The organism is Marinobacter sp. es.048 (assembly GCF_900188435.1).
GTDB lineage: Bacteria > Pseudomonadota > Gammaproteobacteria > Pseudomonadales > Oleiphilaceae > Marinobacter.
On sequence record NZ_FYFA01000002.1, the window covers coordinates 208,305 to 228,023 of the forward strand.

The window sequence follows — 19,719 nt, forward strand, 5'->3', positions numbered from 1 at the left end:
AGCCGGCAGTTTTACTCGTGCACCAGGCCGACAAAAATCTCTTCAAGGGAGCTTTCCCGGGTTTGAAGGTCTCGGTATTCGATACCGAGATCGCCAAGCGTGCGGAGCAATCGGGTTACCCCTGCCTGCTCTCGCTGGGAATCGAAGGTGTATATCAGCTCGTAACCATCCTCTGACAGCTCTATCGGCTCCAGAGTAAGTTCACCGGGCACCTTGTCCAGTTTGTGCTGCAGCTGCAGTCGCAACTCTTTCTTGCCCAGCTTGGTCATCAACTGGGCCTTGTCCTCGACCAGAATGATCTCGCCACCGCGAATGACACCGATGCGATCCGCCATTTCCTCGGCTTCTTCGATGTAGTGGGTGGTGAGGATGATGGTCACGCCATGTTCCCGAAGTTTGCGCACCATTTCCCACATGTCCCGGCGCAACTCAACGTCGACGCCGGCCGTGGGCTCATCCAGGAACAGTATCTGGGGCTCATGGGAGAGCGCCTTGGCAATCATCAGACGGCGCTTCATGCCACCGGAGAGAGACATGATCCGGTTGTTGCGCTTGTCCCAGAGAGAAAGATCTTTCAGGACTTTCTCTATGTGCGCAGGTTTCGGCGCCTTGCCGAATAGCCCACGACTGAAGGAAACGGCATTCCAGACCGTCTCGAATGAATCGGTGTTGAGTTCCTGTGGCACCAGGCCGATGGTCTCGCGGGCCTTGCGGTAATCTTTGACGATGTCGTAACCGGCGGCCGTTACCTGTCCGGAGGAGGCATTGACGATACCGCAGATGATACTGATGAGCGTGGTCTTACCAGCGCCATTGGGGCCGAGGAGGGCGAAGATCTCGCCACGGCGGATGTCCAGGTTAATGTCTTTCAGGGCCTGAAAACCGTCGCCATATACCTTGCTCAGGTGCTTAACGGAAATATCCGGCTGCACGGGCGTGTCCTGTGGTCAGAAATGGGTCGAATTGAAGGCGCGGTATTTTCTCATGAGTAGCGCCAGTTTAGAAACCTTTGCCTCGGCCGGAGAAAACCCCATAATGCCGGCCAGGTTTGTTCGGGAAGCGATTATGTTACGCGCTATTGCGGTTACAGGATTGATTCTGGCGGTGGTTGTTGCCGGTGTGTTCGGTTGGCGCCTGCTCGGAGACACTGGCGAAACGTCCGGCGGAGAGAGCCAGACCGTTCAGTGTGATCTACTGGAAAGCGGTCCGTGCCAATGGTCGAACGGGGCCGGAGATTGGCAGGTTGCCCTCAACACCATGGGCGTGGGCGCTCAGGGCACCGAATACCAGCTAACCGTTGCCACACCGGAACGTCCGGAACGCTTTCTGGCTGTTCTCCGGGGTGAGTCCATGTACATGGGCGAGTACCCGGTGCCACTCGGCAAACAGGCGGAAAACCAGTACTCCGCCCGCTTCACAGCCCCGTTTTGCACCGTGGACGGCACAATGACCTGGCGCATTGATCTGCAACAGGGCCAGGAACCCATCGACAACATCCCGGTTAAGCTGGTTTTTCAGGCCGAATAGCAGCGGGACAGCTGAACCGGCAACTGGTCGGCTGACAACGGTCCGGGATTGTGTAAAATCATCTCATCGCCATTTGCAGGGACAACGTGATGGATTACGGAGATAGCGTTCAGAAGGTACTGCTGAGAAAAATTCGCAAAGCCGAGCAGGATCTGATTCAGTTGAAGCTGGATTACTGCCGGTTTGTCTTCGGATTGACTCACCGTACAAAAGTGCTGGCCGGCGGCATAACCTATGTGGTTCGTTCCGTGGATGTGGAAAGCATGGCTAATACCGATGATGGCGGGTTCAGCCGGCCCGAGATTACCGGTACCCGCGCAGACGAACAGGATCACGCCGAGCCGGTGGACCTTGGCACCGACTGGGTACTTGAGACCGCACCGAAGCAGGCCAGGTGAACCGTACTGGCCGTTAATGTATTTATTTCCTGATCAGATTTTCTGATGGCTTGCAGCCAGGGGCTCTGAGCGGACCAGCGTGATCATCCGCACAGCCAGCAGGACAAGCAGGCCTACCTGAATAAAAAGAATCAGTCCGTTAACTATCATCACCAGAACTCTGAGTGCTAGCAGGTGGGCATGGTCTGCAAGGCCAGCTTGCGGCGAATATAGCGACCAAGAATGTCTACGCCGATGTTCAGCATGGCGGTTATCAGGATCAGAACCATTGCCTGGTCGAACCGGATGCTCTGAATAGCGCTGTCAACGTAAAAGCCAAGGGTGTAGATGCCGAGAATACCGAGGATGGCGGTTTCTCTCATGATGATTTCCCAGCGATAAAACAGAAACGCCAGAAATGAGCGGTAGATCCGGGGCACGAGTTCCCAGCCATAGCGATTAAAGCCTGTGGGAGCATCGGATCTCAAACGGATGGTGTTGGTTTGTCGGCCAATCAGGTGGCCTATGATGCCGCCATTGTGAAGCGCCAATGCAACTACAGCAGGCAGCATGGAAGGCCCCCACAGTTGCAGGAGAATATAGGCCAGGATGTATTCAGGCGTTGATCGGGCAATAACCAGGAAGACATGGCCGGAAGTCCGGCGAATCGGGCCACCAAAGTGATTTGAGATCAGCGGGAACGCGAGCAAGGCAAGGATGCCTGTGGCCACCAGCGCAATCTGAGTAAGGATGACCGTATTCCAGATGCCCGGCAATGCCTGTTCGACCATCAGTTCATTCAGCCATGGCAGAAGGCCGGCCAGGCCCTCATCATCCCTCAGTGGGCTGGGCACGATATCTTCAGTGAAAAATCGTTCTACATTGCCCCAGACGATGGGCAAACCATCCCCGAGGAAGAAAGGAGCGCCCAGAATATACACGGGTAGCAGTTTGGGTTTTACCCATAGAGGGATGGTGGCAATGAGCACGTAGAACATTATCAACATCGCACCGGCATCGGAGTACATGCCCTGCGAAAAAGACGTTTCCAGGTAGAACCCCAGAGTGGGCAGGCCAACGAAGCCGAGAATAGCGCTCGACCGAAGCCCGCATTCCAGACGATAGGCGGTGTAGGTTCTCAGCTGGACCCAGCAATCAGGAATTCTGGTGTAGAGGAATGCGGCGATGGTCCCTGTGCCCGGAGGCAACAGCCGGCCTGGTTCCGGATCGGCTTCCTCAAGAATCTCGGAGTAAACCTTGGCGAAAATGCCGGAGTAGGGTATTGCGATCGCCAGCACGCCCGTCAGGGGATGGAAGCCGAAGAACTGCAGGAAAATCAGTGCCCAGAATAGCTCGTGAATCGCCCTGATGAACGCGCAAAAAATGCGCACCGGGAGAAATCGGTACACCAGTGCCAACAGAAATCCGCAGATAGCACCAACCGTTACGCCAACAAATGCAAAGGCCACGGTTCGCAGCAACGCTGTAAGAAGCCCCTCGCTGCTGAAGAAATTAGGCGTAAGAACACCCAGGAAGAAGTTGCCAAGGTCCCGCCAGGGATTGTTGGCGGTTATCGCTATATCAGCAAAAAGGAGTCCCACGAGCGCAATGGCAAGAAAGATCAGGCTGGTGCGAACCGTTGGGTAGGAGAGCATTGAATCGATGAATCCTAATAAAGCGACATGATGTCTGCGGCTGCCAGCCTGTCACTGGCCTCATCCAGGGTTATCTGCCCATCCTGGATGCCAACGATTCGGTTGCAGTACTTCATCGCCATTTCAACGTCGTGCAGCGCAATCACGCTGGTTTTGAAGCGCTCCTTGAGCAGTTGCATTACGTGATGCGCCATGGGGTCATCCAACGCGGAGATCGGCTCATCAGCAAGTAATACAGGCGCGTTGCGATACAGGGCTCTGGCAATGGCTACCCGCTGTCGCTGGCCACCGGAAAGGGAGGCCGTGGGAATCCACAGTTTCTCCGACATTGTGAGTGCGTCCAGCAACTCTTCAACCTGCCTGCGATCCTCTTTGAACGGGCGAATGAGCGTGATGGTGTTGTACCAGGTGGAATGCTTGTCCAGCTGCCCCATAAACACGTTATGAAATACGGGCAAGGCGCTTACCAGGCCGAGATCCTGGGGAACCAGGGAAGACTCCCGGTTGACCCTTTGATGGATAAGCCGGATCAGAGTGGACTTACCGGCGCCACTCTTTCCGACCAGAGCGACCTGATCTCCTTCTTTTACATCAAGGGCAACGGGTCCAATGACCCGTTGACCCCCAAAAGATGCCGTCAGGCCTGAGAGTTCAAACCCTGCCATCAATCAATGATTCCGATTTCTTTCGCGACTTTGCGAATCGGCTCATAATCGTCGTTTGAGGCGGGAATAAATGCAGAACGTGGGAAGCTCTCAAGCAACTCGGGATCATCAAGCGCGAGCAGGGCCTCACGGATGCGATCGGTAAAGCCCTCGCCGTAGTTTTCATCCACGTCGCCACGAATGCTCCACTGATAATTCGGGAAGCCGGGTGTCTTCCAGATGACCTTCACAGCGTCGGTATTAATGTTTCCGTTTTCCAGTTCTTTTTCCCAGACCGCGTAGTTCATCGCGCCCACTTCATAGGTGCCGGACTCGACCAGACGTAGGGTGCGAGTATGGTTGCCGCTGAAGCCGACTCGGGAAAAGACATCCTCGGGTGCTTCTCCAAACGTCTCGCGGATGTGGTACTCGGGAATCAATCGCCCGGAAGTTGAGCCCTTTGATCCGAAGGTAAAGGTCTTGCCACGTACGTTGTCCGGCAGGTTGTCCTGACGATCCAGGCCGGTGCTCTCATGAGCAATAAAATAGACATAGAAGGCCTGATCTTCGGTGCCCTGCGCGATTGCCTGCGATCCGGGGACGAGTGATCTCGCCTGAACGCCGGACAGACCGCCAAACCACGCCAGTTGCACCTGGTTGTTCCGGAATGCAGAAACGGCAGCTGCGTAGGACTTGACGGGTATGTACTTCACATCGGCATCCAGTTCCTCGGACAGGTAGTCCGCTATGCCCTGGAAGCGCTCCACGAGTTTGGTTTCATCCTCGTCCGGAATCGCGGTGAAAATGAACGTTTGGGCAGAGGCAGTGGCTGCAAACAGAGAACAGAGACCAATAACCAGTAATTTCCGTATAAGATGGTGGGTCATGGTTTTTCCTTGTTGAATCGGATATTTAACGAGCGGAGTCTGATCAAGCGACTCCTGTTACAGAAGGATACCTGTATTCGCGTTAACTCTGAACAGCTATACGGTATAAGGATTTAATTGGCTCAGGGCGGCACTTTTCGTTTCAGGCGGTTGCGATGCATTTAATCCTGATCACACCGGCGAAGCCGGATTCCAAAGCTGGAAACAGGGCCACGGCAGAACGCTGGAAAGGCCTGCTGGAAACGGCCGGGCACTCGGTTGATGTCGTTACTCATTATCACGGTGAGGCCTGCGATGCGTTTATTGCGCTCCACGCATGGCGCAGTTTCGATGCCATCCGACGTTTCCGGGAAACCTGGGCCGAAAAGCCGCTGATTGTGGCGCTGACCGGCACGGACATCTATCACCATCAGCACGAGTACCCGGAAGACACCCTGTATTCCATGGACGTGGCGGATACACTCATCGGCCTGCATGACCTTGTCGCCGAAGACATACCCGCCTGTTTGGCCGGCAAGCTGGTTACGCTACACCAATCGGCCGACGCGCCGGAATCCTTTCCAGCGCCCGCCGCGGATGGCAGCAGCGAAACGTTTGGCGCATGTGTGATCGGCCATCTGCGGGACGAAAAGGACTCCCTGCGGGCGGCCTATGCAGCGCGATTGCTGCCGGAAGACTCGCGTGTCCAGGTTTTCTGCGCCGGCAAGGCCCACAACGAAGAGTGGCAACGCAAAGCCGAGCAGGAAATAGCGGAGAACCCACGCTTTCACTGGCTCGGCGAATTGGATAAAGCCGACACCCGACAGTTGATGGTTAACAGCCAGGTGATGGTGATCAGCTCGATAATGGAGGGCGGCGCGAACGTTGTATCCGAGGCCTGCCGGGCTGGCTTGCCGGTATTGGCATCCGATATCCCGGGAAATGTCGGTTTGTTGGGACGGGACTATGCCGGATATTCCCCCGTTGGGGACGAACAAGCGCTGGCCGATCTGCTTCACCGCGCAGAGACCGATACCGCGTTTCTCGCTTCTCTTAAAAAACAGGTGGGCAAGCTCGCCGAACGTTTTCTGCCAGAAAAGGAGCAGGCATCCCTGGAGCAGGCGCTACAGCTTGCGGTGCAGCGCTGCTCAGAGAGACGTTAGTCCCGCAGGGAAATGGGCTCGATCGGGCCGGTCTCATCCTGGGCCGTAATTCGCCCGATGATAGCAGTGTGCGGATAACCCAGGGTTTTCAGTTCCCGTACACATTCTTCCGCCTTGTCCGCGGCGACGCTTGCGAGCAGACCGCCCGCCGTTTGCGGGTCAAAGATCAGGGGAAAACGGGCATGATTAACCCACCTTTCCTGATCCCGGATACCGCGGCGCAATCGAATGTTTGCCGGTTGAAGCGAACTGAGAATCCCTGCTGCTGCTGTTTCCTCCGCGCCGGGGAGGATCGGGATAGCAGAAAGATCCAGCTCGGCATCGACGCCCGAGGGTTTGGTCATTTCAACGAGATGCCCGAGCAGGCCGAACCCGGTGACGTCTGTACAGGCTTTGGAGCCGAACTTCCGGAGACAGTCCGCTGCCACCTTGTTGGACTGAACCATGGAGGCCAGGGCGGAATCGATCCACCGGCCTTTGGCGGCCAACTTTGCGTGGGCGGCGAACAAGGTGCCGGTGCCTATGGGCTTGGTGAGAATCAGCGCGTCTCCGGCTTTCAGTCCACCCTTGCTCATGACTTCTTCCGGGTCGATCAAACCGTTCACCGCGAAGCCCAAGGCAAGCTCCTTGCCCTCACCGGTGTGTCCACCTACAAGCGCGCATCCGGCTTCGTTCAGGACTTCCACGGCACCGGACATCATCTGGTAGACCACGTCCTCAACCTTCGATTCAATGCCGTAGGGCACCGTGGCAACGGCCGTGGCACTCTGTGCCTCGGCACCCATGGCAAATACGTCACCCAGGCTGTGGTTGGCCGCAACCTTGCCGAAGATAAAAGGGTCATCAATAAAGGCGCGGAAAAAATCCACGGTGTGAACAACGGCCTTGCCCGGGGGTACTTTTAAAACGGCAGCATCGTCCGGGGCGTGGAGGCCGATGAGGATATCGTCCCGCTCGATGGGCTTGAGTTCGCCCAATGCCTGCGAAAGAACGGTGCTGCCCACCTTGGCTCCACAACCACCACAACGCATGGCGACCGCCGAGATCGCCTGGGATGCTTCCTCGGCGTTCTGGGCCGCGGCGGTATCCGGTAGTTTGGATTCTCCCTCCATGGGAGGCAGATCGTTGAATTTCCCCATGAACCGGCGATCAATCCAGTCCTTCCAGCGCCAGACGAGGGCGCCATCAAACTGCATGTCTCCTCGGGAGGCGACGGCATACTTATCGCCAGTGCTGATCAACGCCAGCCATTTTTTCTGGGGGTAGAAATCTCTCGGATCCTTGCCGGTCGCCAGACGCTTGAGATTGTCGGCCAATGGAGGACCTTGCCTCACCGCGAACACCCCCGCTTTTTCGCGGGGGTGGTTAAGCACATTGGCGATGTCGCCAGCGGCGAAGATGCTGTCGTCGTTCTCAACCTGCAAGGTATCGCGTACCCGCAGGAACAGCCCGTCGTCCAGAGCAAGGCCAGTGTCTTTCAACCATTCCGGACCACCGGCTCGGGTCACCCAGAGCACTTCGTCCGTTTGTAGCGTTTCTCCGCATTCGGTAATCAACAACCCTTCCTGAACCTTGCTCACGGGAGATCCGAGGTGGACCTTCACACCGCGATCCGACAAGGTCTTTCGGAAAACCTCACGAACCTTCGGATTGTGAGTCGGAAGGATTTCGTCTGCGGCGTCAAAGAGGTGAAAGTGAAGCTGGCCCGGGTCTTTGCCCCGCTGCTTCAATTCTTTCTTCAGGCGGAACTGCATCGCCAGGGTGAGTTCCACGCCGCCAGCGCCGGCCCCGACTACAGCCACAGTCAGTGGCCCATCGTGGTTTTCAATACGGGAGAGCAGGGCAAGCCAGCGGTTATTGAACCCGGTAATGGGCTTTACCGGTACAGCATGGTCTGAGGCGCCCTCCACTTCATTGACCCGGGGCGAGGAGCCAATGTTGATGGAAAGAATGTCGTAGGGCACATCCGGACGGCCACGGCAGATAACTCGCTTGCGGTCACGGTCGATGCCCATGGCCTCGGCACGATAAAACCGGGCGCCTGCGTATTCGGCCAGACGGCTCAAGTCGATGTGAACATCATCGTAGCTGTAATGGCCGGCCACGTAGCCAGGCAACATGCCGGAATAGGGGGTGTGGGTGTCGCGGCAGATGAGGGTCAGGCGCACGCCGGGAACCGGGTTCATGGCGAACCGTTTAAGTACCCCGACGTGGCTGTGCCCGCCGCCAATCAGGACAATGTCCCGTAATACAGGCTGGTCAGGCGCTCGCATCAGCTAATTTTCTTGGCTTCAGCGGTAAATTGGCTGTATCCCTTAACGCTTGAGAAGGCCTTCAGCTTTTCCAGGTCTTCTGCAGACGGATTGGCGATCTGGTCGATTGACGTAATGCCAGCATCTTTCATCTTCTTGGCGGTTGCCGGTCCGATGCCTTTAACCAGCGTCAGGTTGCTCTTGTCAACTGGCTTGGCAGTTTTTGCCGCTGGTGCTTTCTTGGCAGCGGGCTTCTTCGCGGCTGGCTTCTTGGCCGCAGGCTTGCTGGTCGACGCTTTTGCCTTAGAGGCCTTTTTAGCGCTTTTCTTCGGGGCGGATTTCTTGGCGGCGGTGCTGGCTTCTTTGCTTACTTCATCGGTGAGTTTCTTAACCTCCTCACCCGCCTCCTTGGAGGCCACACCCAGTCGCTCCAGAACGCTGCTCTGCAGTTCGTGGAATTCCTCAAGGCGGCGTTCAAACTCTTCGTGGAAACGCTTCATCTCACGATCGCGAAGTTCGTCAATTTCCTTGAGCAGCTTGCGCACCGGCTCCTGAACCTGATTCTGCAAGCTGTCGAACTGCTTCAGCGCATCGTTCACCAGACCTTCGATCTGGGAAGAAGTCTTTTCGAACTCCTTGTTGACCTTTTTGACGATCTTATCAACGTTCTGTTTGGCTTTCTTCGCCATGGAATGTCTCCTTACGGACAGGTTTCAACAAAAACTCAGGGTCAGGCCATCTGCCGGAAACCGGAAATGGAGCCTGGGGAACGACGTGATTTGAGTGACTGCTTTTTCGATACCACTTCCCGGATTCTGCGGAGCTTTTCCGCCAAAGAGGAACTCCCGTTGGAGTCGAGTTCCACAAAATCGATGGAATAAAAGAAATTGCTGCAATGTTTTCTGCGTTCGGTTACCAGGCCAGAGAGGCCTTCCGCCCGGATCTTGTCAAACGGCATATCCATGATCAGGTCCAGTACCACGGTATCACCGGGATTGAACACCTTGTCGGTTTTCATAACACACCCGTAACCGTCCAGTTCGTAAAGGGCGGCCTCGACAAGTTCCTTACGGAAAAGGCCCTGTCTGACGCGGAATCTGGCGACAAGATCCGGCAATGCTTCGTTCATGAATCAGGTTCTCTGGTGATTTCCGTATCCACAGCAACCTGTCTCAACGGGAGACAGGCTGGATATTGATTAAACAATAGACACTGAAATTTGGTTTTGCAACGCCATCAGTGCCATACGCTCGACCGCTAACGCAGTTATTTAACAATCTCACCTGGCCAATCAGGTCAGTTTACTTTGTTTTCAACTCGTACATATCAACTCGGCGATCTTTCAGGTTGGTGACAGAGCCTTCGTTGCGCACCAGCTTCAACTTCTCCAGATCCATATCGGAGAACATGATCATCTCTGTATTAGGCGTCGTTTCGGCCATCACCGCATCGTGGGGGAAGGCGAAATCCGAAGGCGAAAACACTGACGATTGGGCGTACTGAACGTCCAGGTTTTCGACTTTCGGCAAGTTACCGACACTGCCGGTGATTACGACGTAACATTCATTTTCGATTGCCCGCGCCTGGGCACACTGGCGAACCCGAAGGTAGCCGTTCTTGGTGTCTGTCCAGAAGGGAACCATGATGATATCGACTTCCTGACTGGCAGCGATACGCCCCAACTCCGGGAACTCAATGTCATAGCAGATCATGATGGCAACCCGGCCGGCATCGGTTTCGAAAACCTCAAACTGGTTGCCGCCCTCAATAACCCAGTCGCGACGCTCGTGCGGCGTAATGTGGACCTTGCGCTGCTCATCCACGCGGCCATCCCGGTGGCAGAGGTAGGACACGTTGTATACCCGGTCATTCTCGATCAGCGGCATGGAACCGGTGATGATGTTGATGTTGTAGCTGACTGCCATTTCGGACATTTCTTCACGGAACTGCTGGGTGAACCCGGCAAGGAAGCGGATGGCCCGGGTCTGGTCCATCTGATCGGTCAGGCCCATCAGCGGCGCGTTGAAAAATTCCGGAAAGATGGCGAAGTCGCTCTTGTAGTCGGACAAGGCATCAACAAAGTATTCAACCTGCTCAAGCACTTCTTCAACCGAGGTAAACTCACGCATTTGCCACTGAACGGCGCCAAGCCGCACCTGGGTTTTTTTAACGCTCAGAACCGGTGAGGGCGGGGTATAAAGAATGTTCCGCCACTCAAGAAGTGTCGCGTAGCCCTGGGATTTTTCATCCTCCGGCAGATACTTGTGCATCAACCGGGTAACCTGGAAGTCGTTCGACAGCTGGAAGCTCAGGATAGGATCGTAGATTTCCTTCCGGTCTACCCGCTGAATGTACTCTTCCGGGGAATACTGTTCAGCGTACTTGAAATAGCTCGGTATGCGGCCGCCGGCGAGAATGGCCCTCAGGTTCATGGAGCGACAGAGTTCTTTTCGCGCTTCATAGAGCCGGCGGCCAAGGCGATAACCCCGGTAGTCGGGATGGATGAAGACATCCAACCCATAGAGAGAATCGCCATTGGCGTTGTGCCAGATCTTCTCGTTCCGGAGGATCAGGTCGTCATAGGTGTGCGGGTTGCTGAAGCGCTCGTACTTCACGCATACAGTAAGCGCGACCGCAATGAGCTGCCCACTCTCCTCAATGCAGATCTGGCCGTCCGGGAACTGTTCCACCAGCGCCTTGATGGTGTCTTTGGGCCAAGCGCCTCCGATGTCGTCGTACACCCGGTCCATAAGCTTTTGAAGCTGTTCGTAATCTTCAAGCTTCAGGTTCCGGAGGTTGAGGTGCAGTTCTTCATGGGCCATTCAGTTCGGCTCCCGTTCGTTTTGAAGTGAGGACAAGCTCAAGTTTTGTATCGATACGGTAAAAGTTTAACAGAAGCCGCTAAAGACTTCGCATAGGTACAGTGCTCAACCAGAATGTATCCCGGTTCCGGTGTAGTGGGAGAATCTAGCGGCCGAGCAGGTCGAGGCGCCGGCGCAGGTTTTCCAGTGTGCTGCGCCCCACATGGCGGGATTCCTCACTCAGGAACGGGTTTTCGAGGGCAATGACCCGGCGCGTTTTGAGGTTGAGAGCTTTGACTGCGTGGGCGTAATAGTTGCGGAGGAACTCGCTGAAACTTCCGTCGTGAAGGGCGCGCTCAATCCCCAACTGCAAACGATGGGCGGTCTCCTGATCGTCAGGGCCGACAAAAAGATAGGATGGCATGGGGTAGGCGATCAAAAGATTGGGTTCGATCACAAGGTTCGGTTCCTGCTCCATTTCCAGATCGTACAGGACTTCACTGACACCGCGGGCGAAACAATCAAAGCGTTCGTTACGGAGCATCCCGAACAGTATCTCGTATCGGGAGTGGGTCACTACCGGAACACCATTTGCCTCCAGCACCGGCGTGTCCGGCCAGTGAGAGCCCTGACCGATCCAGATCTGACTGGCTTGAAGGTCATCCAGATTCTTAATGTCTGCGAACTTCGGTAGGGATTCCGGCAAAACCACGCAGACCCTGAAACCCAGAAGGCCGCCATCAACCGGGAAGGGAATTGCGGTCAGAAACTCCTCCCGCTCGGCCGAGGTGGCCACATTGGCAATATCAACCAGGCGGGATTGGCCATCTGTCAGTTCGCGAAGCACCCGGCCCTGGCTCAACTCTTCGCTTCGGATAATCCGGAAGTCGCCATACTCCGGGGTCTTCTTCAGGGCCAGCTCTACGAGCGCCCGAATGGCCGGGCTGTCAAAGTTGCGGTACCAGAGTACATAATCACGGCTGGTAATTTGCACTCCGTCCGTGGCTGACAACGGTGCAGTAAAAAGACAGAGGCTCAGAATAGCGAAACGGAAAACCAGTTTCCGGAGCCGGTAGCAGGCCACTAAAGCGGGCATAGAACATTCCAAATCAGAAATCCTTTCTTAATCCTGGAAAAGCCGGCCGATTGGTAGTTGTGATTGAGGCGAGCACCTCTCACTTTAGAACACAAATTCAAAAATAAATCGGACAATGCGCTAAAAAATTGTAAAAGATTCTTGCGACCACCGCAGACCGTTGTAATCATCGGCTCCAACGAAACAACGGAGCATGCTAATGGCAATTATCGACAACCTCATCGGTGCCACCGGCCAGTGGGTGGCCAGCACAGACCCCAAAGCCACGTTGACAAGCCCCCTGGCCTGGCTAAAGAAGACCGGCGGCTACGCTGCGGTGAATAAAATCATCGGTCTGTCCATTCCCTTTGCGCCCCGGAATAACTTCAGTGTGGAAGAGGTGAGGCCCGGCTATGTCCGCGCGAAAATCCGGCTGAAAGGCAACAAGAACCATTTCGGCAGCCTGTATGCGGGTGCCTACTTCCTGGTGGCTGAAATCCCCGGCGGCGTGCTGACGCTGTTTGATTTGGGCCCGGCCTACACCCCGATCCTCAAAGAAATGAACCTGCAGTTCCTGCAGCCGGCCAATAGCGATGTCACCGTGGAGTTCACGCTACCGCCGGAAACCATAGCAGGCATTCTGGCTGACGCCGACGAAACCGGCCGCGCCAAATTTACCCTGGAAGGGAAACTCGTGGATGAGGAGGGCAACCATGTGGCTACCTCCATCGCTCATTATCGGGTGCGCAAGAAGGGCTTTAAAGCAGAGGCCTGACGATCACTGCTGATTCAGGCCGGCAATGGCCTCCAGGAAGATCTCACCGTATTTTTCGAGCTTGGCGGCGCCCACGCCGCTGACCTCTGCAAGCTCCTCGAGCGAGCGGGGCTTAAGTTCAAGCATTCCGAGCAGTGTGGTGTCATGAAAAATAACGTAGGGAGGCACGCCCTGTTTGTCGGCCAATTCCTTGCGACATGCCCTCAGGGCATTCCAGCCTGCCTGGTCGGTAATCTGGTCCTTCGCCGGGCCGCTGGAACGGCCAGCGGAAGTCCGGCCTGCCGCCTTCTTCACTACCGGGTCCTTGCGCAGCTCGATGGCCTGCCGACCTTTTAGTAGTGGCCGGCATTGCTCCGTCAACTGGAGTGCGCCATAACCCTCAGGATCGGCCCGGAGATAGCCATTGGCCACCAGTTGGCGAAAGACCGATTTCCATTCGTTGGCACTGAGCTCTGTGCCGATGCCGTAGGTGGAAACCTGATGATGGCCGGATTGTAGAACCCGTTCGTTTTCCGAGCCCCTGAGCACATCAATCAGGTAGGTCACGCCAAAACGCTGGCCGGTGCGGAACACACACGACAGGGCTTTCTGTACGGCCACGGTGCCATCCCAGGTTTCAGGCGGATTCAGGCAGGTATCGCAATTGCCGCAGGGTTGCTCGAGCTGGTCCCCGAAATAACGCAGCAACACCTGACGACGGCAACTCGTGACCTCACAAAGACCCAGCATGGCGTCCAGCTTCTGGCGCTCCACCCTTTTGAAATGGTCGTTACCCTGGGAGCTCTCGAGCATCTGCCGCAGTTTGATCACATCCTGCAGGCCATAGACCATCCAGGCAGTCGAAGGCTTGCCATCCCGTCCGGCCCGGCCGGTTTCCTGGTAGTAGGCTTCAAGACTCTTGGGCAGATCCAGATGCGCTACAAAGCGCACATCGGGTTTATCAATACCCATGCCGAAGGCGATGGTGGCAACAATAATCACCCCGTCTTCGCGCAGGAAGCGCTCCTGGTGATGGGCGCGTTGCTCCGATGACAGGCCGGCATGATAGGGCAGAGCGCTATAGCCTTTCTGGGCCAGGGTTTTCGCGGTAGCGTCCACCTTGTTCCGTGAAAGACAGTAAACAATGCCGCAATCGCCATCATGTTCGGCTTTAATAAAGTCTAGTAACTGTTTGTTTGCGTTTGTTTTTGGCGCAATTCGGTATTGAATGTTCGGGCGATCAAAGCCGCTGACGAAGTGTCTGGCCTCGGTCAGTGAAAGCCGTTCCGCAATCTCCTTTCGGGTCCGTTCATCGGCTGTTGCCGTCAGAGCGATGCGCGGGACACCGGGAAACTGCTCGGCCAGCATGCTGAGCTGGAGGTAATCGGATCGGAAATCATGCCCCCATTGGGACACACAGTGGGCCTCGTCGATGGCGAACAGCGAGATGGAGGCGTCATGAAGCAGTTCGATAGTGCGTGGCTGTATCAGCCTTTCCGGCGCACAGTACAGCAGGTCCAGCTCACCCGTCATCAGCGCGTACTCGGTGCCCCGGGCCTGCTCAAAATCCATGGTGGAGTTGAGGAACGCAGCTCGCACACCGAGCTCTTTCAGTGCCGCAACCTGATCCTGCATCAACGCAATCAGGGGCGAAATAACAATCGCCGTACCTGAGCGCACCAGTGCCGGTACCTGGTAGCAGAGGGATTTACCACCGCCAGTGGGCATTAGCACCAGGGCGTCACGGCCTTCCGATACTTCCTGGATGATGTCACCCTGCAGCGGCCGGAACGATTCGTATCCGAAGACTTCGTGCAGCACCTGTTCCGGATCCCGTCCCGAGTTGGTGGGTCGCTCGGTGGAAAGCTGTTCGAAATCCTGATCAAGATACATAGAGTAACCGGTTCATCGGCCTGGAGCCGCTGTATTGATTCGGGTGGAATGCCGGGTTCGGCGTGGTGGCCAATGATACCAGATTACCCCTGACGATTGGCCAGCAAACCCATGTGCCAGATGGAGGCAAAGTAGTGTAAGAAACGCTACAATACCGCGTTTTTTGAACCACCGTTTCACGCCATACTGTGACAGACACTGATAACAACAGGGCTTCCATGCAGGAATTTGATGCCATCCGTCCTTATTCGGACGAAGAAACCGGCGCTGCTATCAACCGCCTGGTCAACGACCGGGAATTTCTGGATATGGTCGGTCGCTTCAAGTCACCGACCCTGGCACGCTGGGCGCCGGCCATGTTGCGTATATTTACCCGTCGCTGGCTCAGCAGCCATTTTGGTCACTACACCCGTGTCGATGATCTCCAAGCCGGACTTTCCGGCTATGTGGGTGAGCTGGTCGATAGCACCACCACAAGAGTAACGTCCAGCGGACTTGAGAGCCTCGACAAGCACGGCGCCTATCTGTTTATTTCGAACCATCGGGACATTGTGTTCGACCCCATGGTAGTGAATTACCTGTTGTTCCAGAACGGTTTTCACACCACCCGGATTGCCATCGGCGACAATCTGTTGGCGAACCGGGTGTTCGCCGAAATGATGCGCCTGAACAAGAGCTTTGTGGTGCGCCGCAGCATGACCAGCCCGCGCGAGATGCGTGATGCCTACATCACGCTCTCCGGCTTTATTAACCACAGCATTGATACCAATCACAGCATCTGGATAGCCCAACGGGAAGGTCGGGCGAAGGACGGCCTTGATTTCACCGATCCGGCCATCATCAAGATGTTCTACATGAGCCGCAAAAAAAGCGGGCTCAGCTTTGGCGACGCCATGAACCGTCTGCACATCGTGCCGGTTTCCATCGCCTACGAGTACGACCCTTGCGATGCCGACAAGGCTCAGGAACTGGAAACCCGGGCCAGAACCGGCAGATACATCAAGCGTGAGGGCGAAGATACCGAGCAGATCATGAAGGGACTGACCGGTTTCAAGGGTCACGTGCATGTGCACTTTGGTGCGCCCATTCATGATTCTCCGGAAAACCCGAAAGATCTGGCAGCCCGAATAGACCGGGAGATGCATGCGAACTATCACCTGCACGCGTCGAACCTGGTGGCTTACCAGCAACGCGGCTTTCATCCCCATGCCCACGATACTCCGGATACCGTCAGCGATTCGGTAGTCACCGCCGAAACCTGGTCACCGGCGGAGATGGAAGCCGCCGAGGCGGAGATGGAGAGACGCCTGGAAGCCTGCGATCCTGCCATCCGGCCCTATTTTCTGGATATGTATGCCAATCCAGTGGTGACCGCCCTTGAGGCCAATGCCGAGAAAACCGGCTATTCCGACTAAGCCGGCACACAATTTTCAGACGAGAGGTAAACCGTGCAGGATCTTCAGTACATCGAGATTGAAACCGGAGAAAACCCGACCGCAGCCGTAATCTGGCTCCATGGCCTGGGTGCCAGCGGCCACGACTTTGAGCCAGTGGTGCCGGAACTGGGCCTGCCGGAAGACGCCGCGGTGCGGTTTATCTTCCCCCACGCGCCCAACCTGCCAGTCACCATCAATGGTGGAATGTCCATGCCGGCCTGGTACGACATCAAGGCCATGGATATTGACCGGGTGGTAGATACCGAACAGTTGCGGGCCTCAGCCGATGCCGTGGCCAAACTGGTGGAGCGTGAGAAAGAGAAGGGTGTCCCGGCAGACCGGATCATCATCGCCGGATTTTCCCAGGGCGGGGCGGTTGCCTACGAGTTGGGCCTCAGCTATCCGGAGCGTTTTGGTGGCATCCTGGCGCTTTCAACCTATTTTGCCACCGCCGACACAGTTCAGCGTTCAGAGGCAAATGCTGATGTTCCGATCAGTGTGTATCACGGAACGTTCGATCCGATGGTGCCGGAATCTCTGGGCGTGCGGAGCGTCGAAGCCCTGAGAGAAATGGGCTACGACCCTTCCTATCAGACTTTCCCTATGGAGCACAGCGTGTGCCTTGAGGAAATACAGGATATCGGCCGGTTTATTCGCCGGCACGTGATTTGACGTTCAGTCATGCCCGGGCGTCAGACCCATAGCATGGCGCCCATTTCCAGCGGATGGGTCAGTGATTCGTGATACGGATACATCCGCAGTCGTAGCGTCTGCAAGCCAGGATACGGTGGCTGCACGCGGGTGGCGAAGACGGTCCGGCCCTCAGCTTCACTCTCTTTCTCAAGCAGGAAGCTATCAGGGCCCGGACTGCCGTCAGTGCCGGTACATTCGGGACTGACCAGGCATTCCACCCGAACATCATCCGCTGACAGGCCATTGAGTGCCGCCTCTACCCGAAGCTCCACGTCGCCATCATGGGGACACGAGGAATTAACGCAGCCCACCACCCGCAATTCTACACCCGGCCAAGCGTGCCTTACCCTTGCTTTCCACTCTGCCAGGGCAATCGCGACCTGGCCGCCATGGGCCATAAGAATCGCACCCTGGCTTGAGGCTGGCCGGTAATAATTATTCACGTAGTCCATCACCATGCGTCTGGCATTGAAGCGCGGAGTAATGGATTTCATTGACGCCTTGGAGCGTTTGACCCAGCCTTTCGAGAAGCCCTGGGACGCGCGATCGTAATAGACAGGCACCACCTCGAATTCGAGCAGATCAATCAAGTCCCTGGCCTCTTCCTCGTTCCGGAACTCAGCATCCAGCCCGGTATCCCTGGGCGGAATCCCCCAGCCGTTATCGCCGTTATAGCCTTCCCCCCACCAGCCATCGAGTACGCTGAGATTCAGGGCACCGTTCAACGCGGCTTTCTCGCCTGAGGTACCGCTGGCTTCCTTCGGGTATTCCGGCGTATTCAGCCAAACATCTACGCCACTGAGCAGTCGGCGCGCCATGGCCTGATCATAATCCTCCAGCAGAATCAGGTGCCCCATCAACGAGGGGTGCATGGACAGATCATGGATTACCTTGATCAATTGCTGACCGGGTTTGTCTTTCGGATGGGCCTTGCCTGCGAAAACCAGTACTACCGGGCGATCCGGATCGGTCAGAATCCGTTCAAGCCGCTCAAGATCTGAAAAAATCAGTGTTGCGCGCTTGTAGGTCGCGAACCGCCTGGCAAAACCGATAACCAGAGTGTCTTTTTCGGAAGAAACCAGCTGACGAGTCATCCTCTCTGTCACGGAGTGGCCAGTGCCATTGCGATTGTGCTGGCGCTTCAGGCGTTGGACAACATACTCACCCATCTGTTGTTTGAGCGCCTTATGGACGCTCCAATAGTGATAATCTGGAATCTGGTCAACAAACTCCCAGAAATCCGGGTTCCTGAGCTCGCTCTTCCAGGTGGGCGCCTGTATGTCAAACAGACTGGACCATTCGGGAGCCAGAAAGGTGGGTACGTGCACACCATTGGTGATGTACCCGATGGGGTTTTCTGCCGGCGGGACCTGAGGCCAGATATCGCCCTCCATCTGAGAAGCAACGCCACCGTGAATACGGCTAACGCCGTTGTGATGGCGGGAGCCACGCAACCCCAGGCTGGTCATATTGAAGCTGTCACCACCATCTTTTGCGCCCAGGGCAAAAACCTGGTCAAAATCCAGCCTGGCATCTTCCAGATATCGACCAAGAGCGTGCTGAACAAGGGCTCTAGGGAAAATATCGTGACCGGCAGGTACGGGTGTATGGGTGGTAAACAGGGTAGCGCCGGCAACCGCTTCAAACGCCGCTTCAAAGCCAAGCCCCGAACTGATCATGGTGTTCCGGCAGCGCTCAAGAATCTGAAAGGCAGCATGGCCCTCGTTAATGTGCCAGACCGTTGGTTTCAGGTTCAAGGCTTCCAGAACCCGCGTTCCGCCTATGCCGAGCAGCATTTCCTGGCTGATACGGGTGGATTCGTCGCCACCATACAGCTGGAGGGTGAGGTCCTGATCCTCGAGGCCGTTTTCCTCGGTATTGCTATCCAGCAGGTACAGACGGATATGACCAACCCGTGCCTCCCAGACCCGTGCCACCACGTCGCGATCAGGGAAGGGAACGGAGACCTTGAGAACCTGGCCGTCGATCTCCACCGGGGTTATGGGCAGTTCATCGCTGGAATGGGACTGATAGCGCGCAATCTGCTGGCCGTGGGCATCAATACTCTGAATAAAGTAACCCTGTCGGTACAACAGGCCGACCGCCACAAAAGGAAGGGCGAGATCACTGGCGGCCTTGCAGTGATCCCCGGCCAGGATGCCGAGGCCGCCGGAATAGATCGGAAAACTTTCGTGGAAGCCAAATTCGGCACAGAAGTAGGCCACCAGAGCCTGTTCCGGATCCAGCTTTTCCGTCACCTCAGGGCCGGGACCAGCCTCCAGATAGGCATCGTAGCTGCTCAGGACTCGACGATACTCGGCCAGAAACGCCCTGTCTTCAGAGGCTTCGTCGAGCCGGTCCTGGGCCACTCGACGCAGGAAAAGCTTCGGGTTGTGCTCCACCTTCTGCCAGAGTAGAAGGTCAATCCGGGCGAAAAGGCTGCGCACCCCATGGTCCCAGCTGTAGAACAGATCATTGGCAAGCTCTTCCAGTCGTTCCAGGGGTTCTGGAATCAGGGGGTGGGCTTCAAGTCGGAATTCCGTTGCTTTATGCATTTTGGTTGCCTCCAGGCGGGCAAACGCT

Annotated in this window: 17 protein-coding genes; 6 read left to right on the forward strand and 11 right to left on the reverse strand. The window is 56.2% G+C overall.

Annotated features, from left to right (window positions below; all coding sequences use genetic code 11):
- Positions 1-11: 11 nt before the first annotated feature.
- Positions 12-932 (reverse strand): ABC transporter ATP-binding protein, encoded by a 921-nt coding sequence (locus CFT65_RS12010; RefSeq protein WP_008171591.1) that lies wholly within the window; start codon positions 930-932, stop codon positions 12-14.
- Positions 933-1,035: 103 nt separating this feature from the next.
- On the opposite strand from CFT65_RS12010, the gene CFT65_RS12015 reads away from it, so the two are divergent.
- Both CFT65_RS12015 and CFT65_RS12020 read left to right on the forward strand, forming a co-directional pair.
- Positions 1,036-1,527, forward strand: coding sequence for a hypothetical protein (locus CFT65_RS12015; protein WP_088828379.1), 492 nt, complete (start codon positions 1,036-1,038; stop codon positions 1,525-1,527).
- Between the two features lie 89 nt (positions 1,528-1,616).
- Complete coding sequence (locus CFT65_RS12020; protein WP_088828380.1) at positions 1,617-1,925, forward strand: hypothetical protein; 309 nt, start codon at positions 1,617-1,619, stop codon at positions 1,923-1,925.
- A gap of 167 nt (positions 1,926-2,092) precedes the next feature.
- Here CFT65_RS12020 and CFT65_RS12025 read toward each other — a convergent pair whose 3' ends face one another.
- The 3 genes from CFT65_RS12025 to CFT65_RS12035 are packed head-to-tail and all read right to left on the reverse strand — an operon-like array spanning position 2,093 to position 5,090.
- Positions 2,093-3,559 (reverse strand): PhnE/PtxC family ABC transporter permease, encoded by a 1,467-nt coding sequence (locus tag CFT65_RS12025; protein WP_088828381.1) that lies wholly within the window; start codon positions 3,557-3,559, stop codon positions 2,093-2,095.
- 14 nt (positions 3,560-3,573) lie between these two features.
- The gene (locus tag CFT65_RS12030) at positions 3,574-4,224 is read right to left on the reverse strand and encodes a phosphonate ABC transporter ATP-binding protein (protein WP_088828382.1); all 651 of its coding nucleotides are present in this window, start codon (positions 4,222-4,224) and stop codon (positions 3,574-3,576) included.
- Positions 4,224-5,090 carry a putative selenate ABC transporter substrate-binding protein gene (locus CFT65_RS12035; RefSeq protein ID WP_088828383.1) on the reverse strand — a complete coding sequence of 289 codons (867 nt, stop codon included), beginning with the start codon at positions 5,088-5,090 and terminating at the stop codon, positions 4,224-4,226. The genes CFT65_RS12030 and CFT65_RS12035 overlap by 1 nt, the downstream gene beginning before the upstream one ends.
- A 155-nt stretch (positions 5,091-5,245) precedes the next feature.
- Between CFT65_RS12035 and senB the strand changes: the two genes are divergently transcribed.
- Complete coding sequence (gene senB, locus CFT65_RS12040) at positions 5,246-6,232, forward strand: selenoneine biosynthesis selenosugar synthase SenB (protein WP_088828384.1); 987 nt, start codon at positions 5,246-5,248, stop codon at positions 6,230-6,232.
- Here the strand turns inward: senB and selD are convergent.
- From selD to CFT65_RS12065, 5 genes are all read right to left on the reverse strand, one after another.
- Entirely contained in the window at positions 6,229-8,505 is a 2,277-nt protein-coding gene (gene selD / locus CFT65_RS12045; protein ID WP_088828385.1) for a selenide, water dikinase SelD, read from the reverse strand. The two genes, senB and selD, sit on opposite strands and share 4 nt — an antisense overlap.
- Complete coding sequence (locus tag CFT65_RS12050) at positions 8,505-9,173, reverse strand: helix-hairpin-helix domain-containing protein (RefSeq protein WP_088828386.1); 669 nt, start codon at positions 9,171-9,173, stop codon at positions 8,505-8,507. Before CFT65_RS12050 ends, selD begins: the two co-directional genes overlap by 1 nt.
- A gap of 41 nt (positions 9,174-9,214) precedes the next feature.
- Positions 9,215-9,613 carry a hypothetical protein gene (locus CFT65_RS12055; RefSeq protein ID WP_088828387.1) on the reverse strand — a complete coding sequence of 133 codons (399 nt, stop codon included), beginning with the start codon at positions 9,611-9,613 and terminating at the stop codon, positions 9,215-9,217.
- A 172-nt stretch (positions 9,614-9,785) separates the two neighbouring features.
- Positions 9,786-11,306: a bifunctional GNAT family N-acetyltransferase/carbon-nitrogen hydrolase family protein gene (locus CFT65_RS12060; RefSeq protein WP_088828388.1), complete on the reverse strand. Its 1,521-nt coding sequence runs from the start codon at positions 11,304-11,306 to the stop codon at positions 9,786-9,788.
- Positions 11,307-11,451: 145 nt separating this feature from the next.
- On the reverse strand, positions 11,452-12,381 hold the full coding sequence (locus CFT65_RS12065) for a hypothetical protein (protein WP_228705846.1): 930 nt from the start codon (positions 12,379-12,381) through the stop codon (positions 11,452-11,454).
- Positions 12,382-12,580: 199 nt separating this feature from the next.
- On the opposite strand from CFT65_RS12065, the gene CFT65_RS12070 reads away from it, so the two are divergent.
- Positions 12,581-13,135: a PaaI family thioesterase gene (locus tag CFT65_RS12070; protein WP_088828390.1), complete on the forward strand. Its 555-nt coding sequence runs from the start codon at positions 12,581-12,583 to the stop codon at positions 13,133-13,135.
- 3 nt (positions 13,136-13,138) lie between these two features.
- Here the strand turns inward: CFT65_RS12070 and recQ are convergent, their stop codons facing one another.
- A complete protein-coding gene (recQ, locus tag CFT65_RS12075) occupies positions 13,139-15,007 on the reverse strand; it encodes a DNA helicase RecQ (RefSeq protein ID WP_088828391.1) in 1,869 nt (622 codons plus the stop codon).
- A 218-nt stretch (positions 15,008-15,225) separates the two neighbouring features.
- Between recQ and CFT65_RS12080 the strand changes: the two genes are divergently transcribed.
- Both CFT65_RS12080 and CFT65_RS12085 read left to right on the forward strand, forming a co-directional pair.
- Positions 15,226-16,422 (forward strand): 1-acyl-sn-glycerol-3-phosphate acyltransferase, encoded by a 1,197-nt coding sequence (locus CFT65_RS12080; protein WP_088828392.1) that lies wholly within the window; start codon positions 15,226-15,228, stop codon positions 16,420-16,422.
- Between the two features lie 33 nt (positions 16,423-16,455).
- Positions 16,456-17,115, forward strand: a complete 660-nt coding sequence (locus CFT65_RS12085) for an alpha/beta hydrolase (RefSeq protein ID WP_088828393.1) — start codon at positions 16,456-16,458, stop codon at positions 17,113-17,115.
- 20 nt (positions 17,116-17,135) lie between these two features.
- Here the strand turns inward: CFT65_RS12085 and glgP are convergent, their stop codons facing one another.
- Positions 17,136-19,691 carry an alpha-glucan family phosphorylase gene (glgP, locus tag CFT65_RS12090; protein WP_172408491.1) on the reverse strand — a complete coding sequence of 852 codons (2,556 nt, stop codon included), beginning with the start codon at positions 19,689-19,691 and terminating at the stop codon, positions 17,136-17,138.
- Between the last annotated feature and the right edge of the window lie 28 nt (positions 19,692-19,719).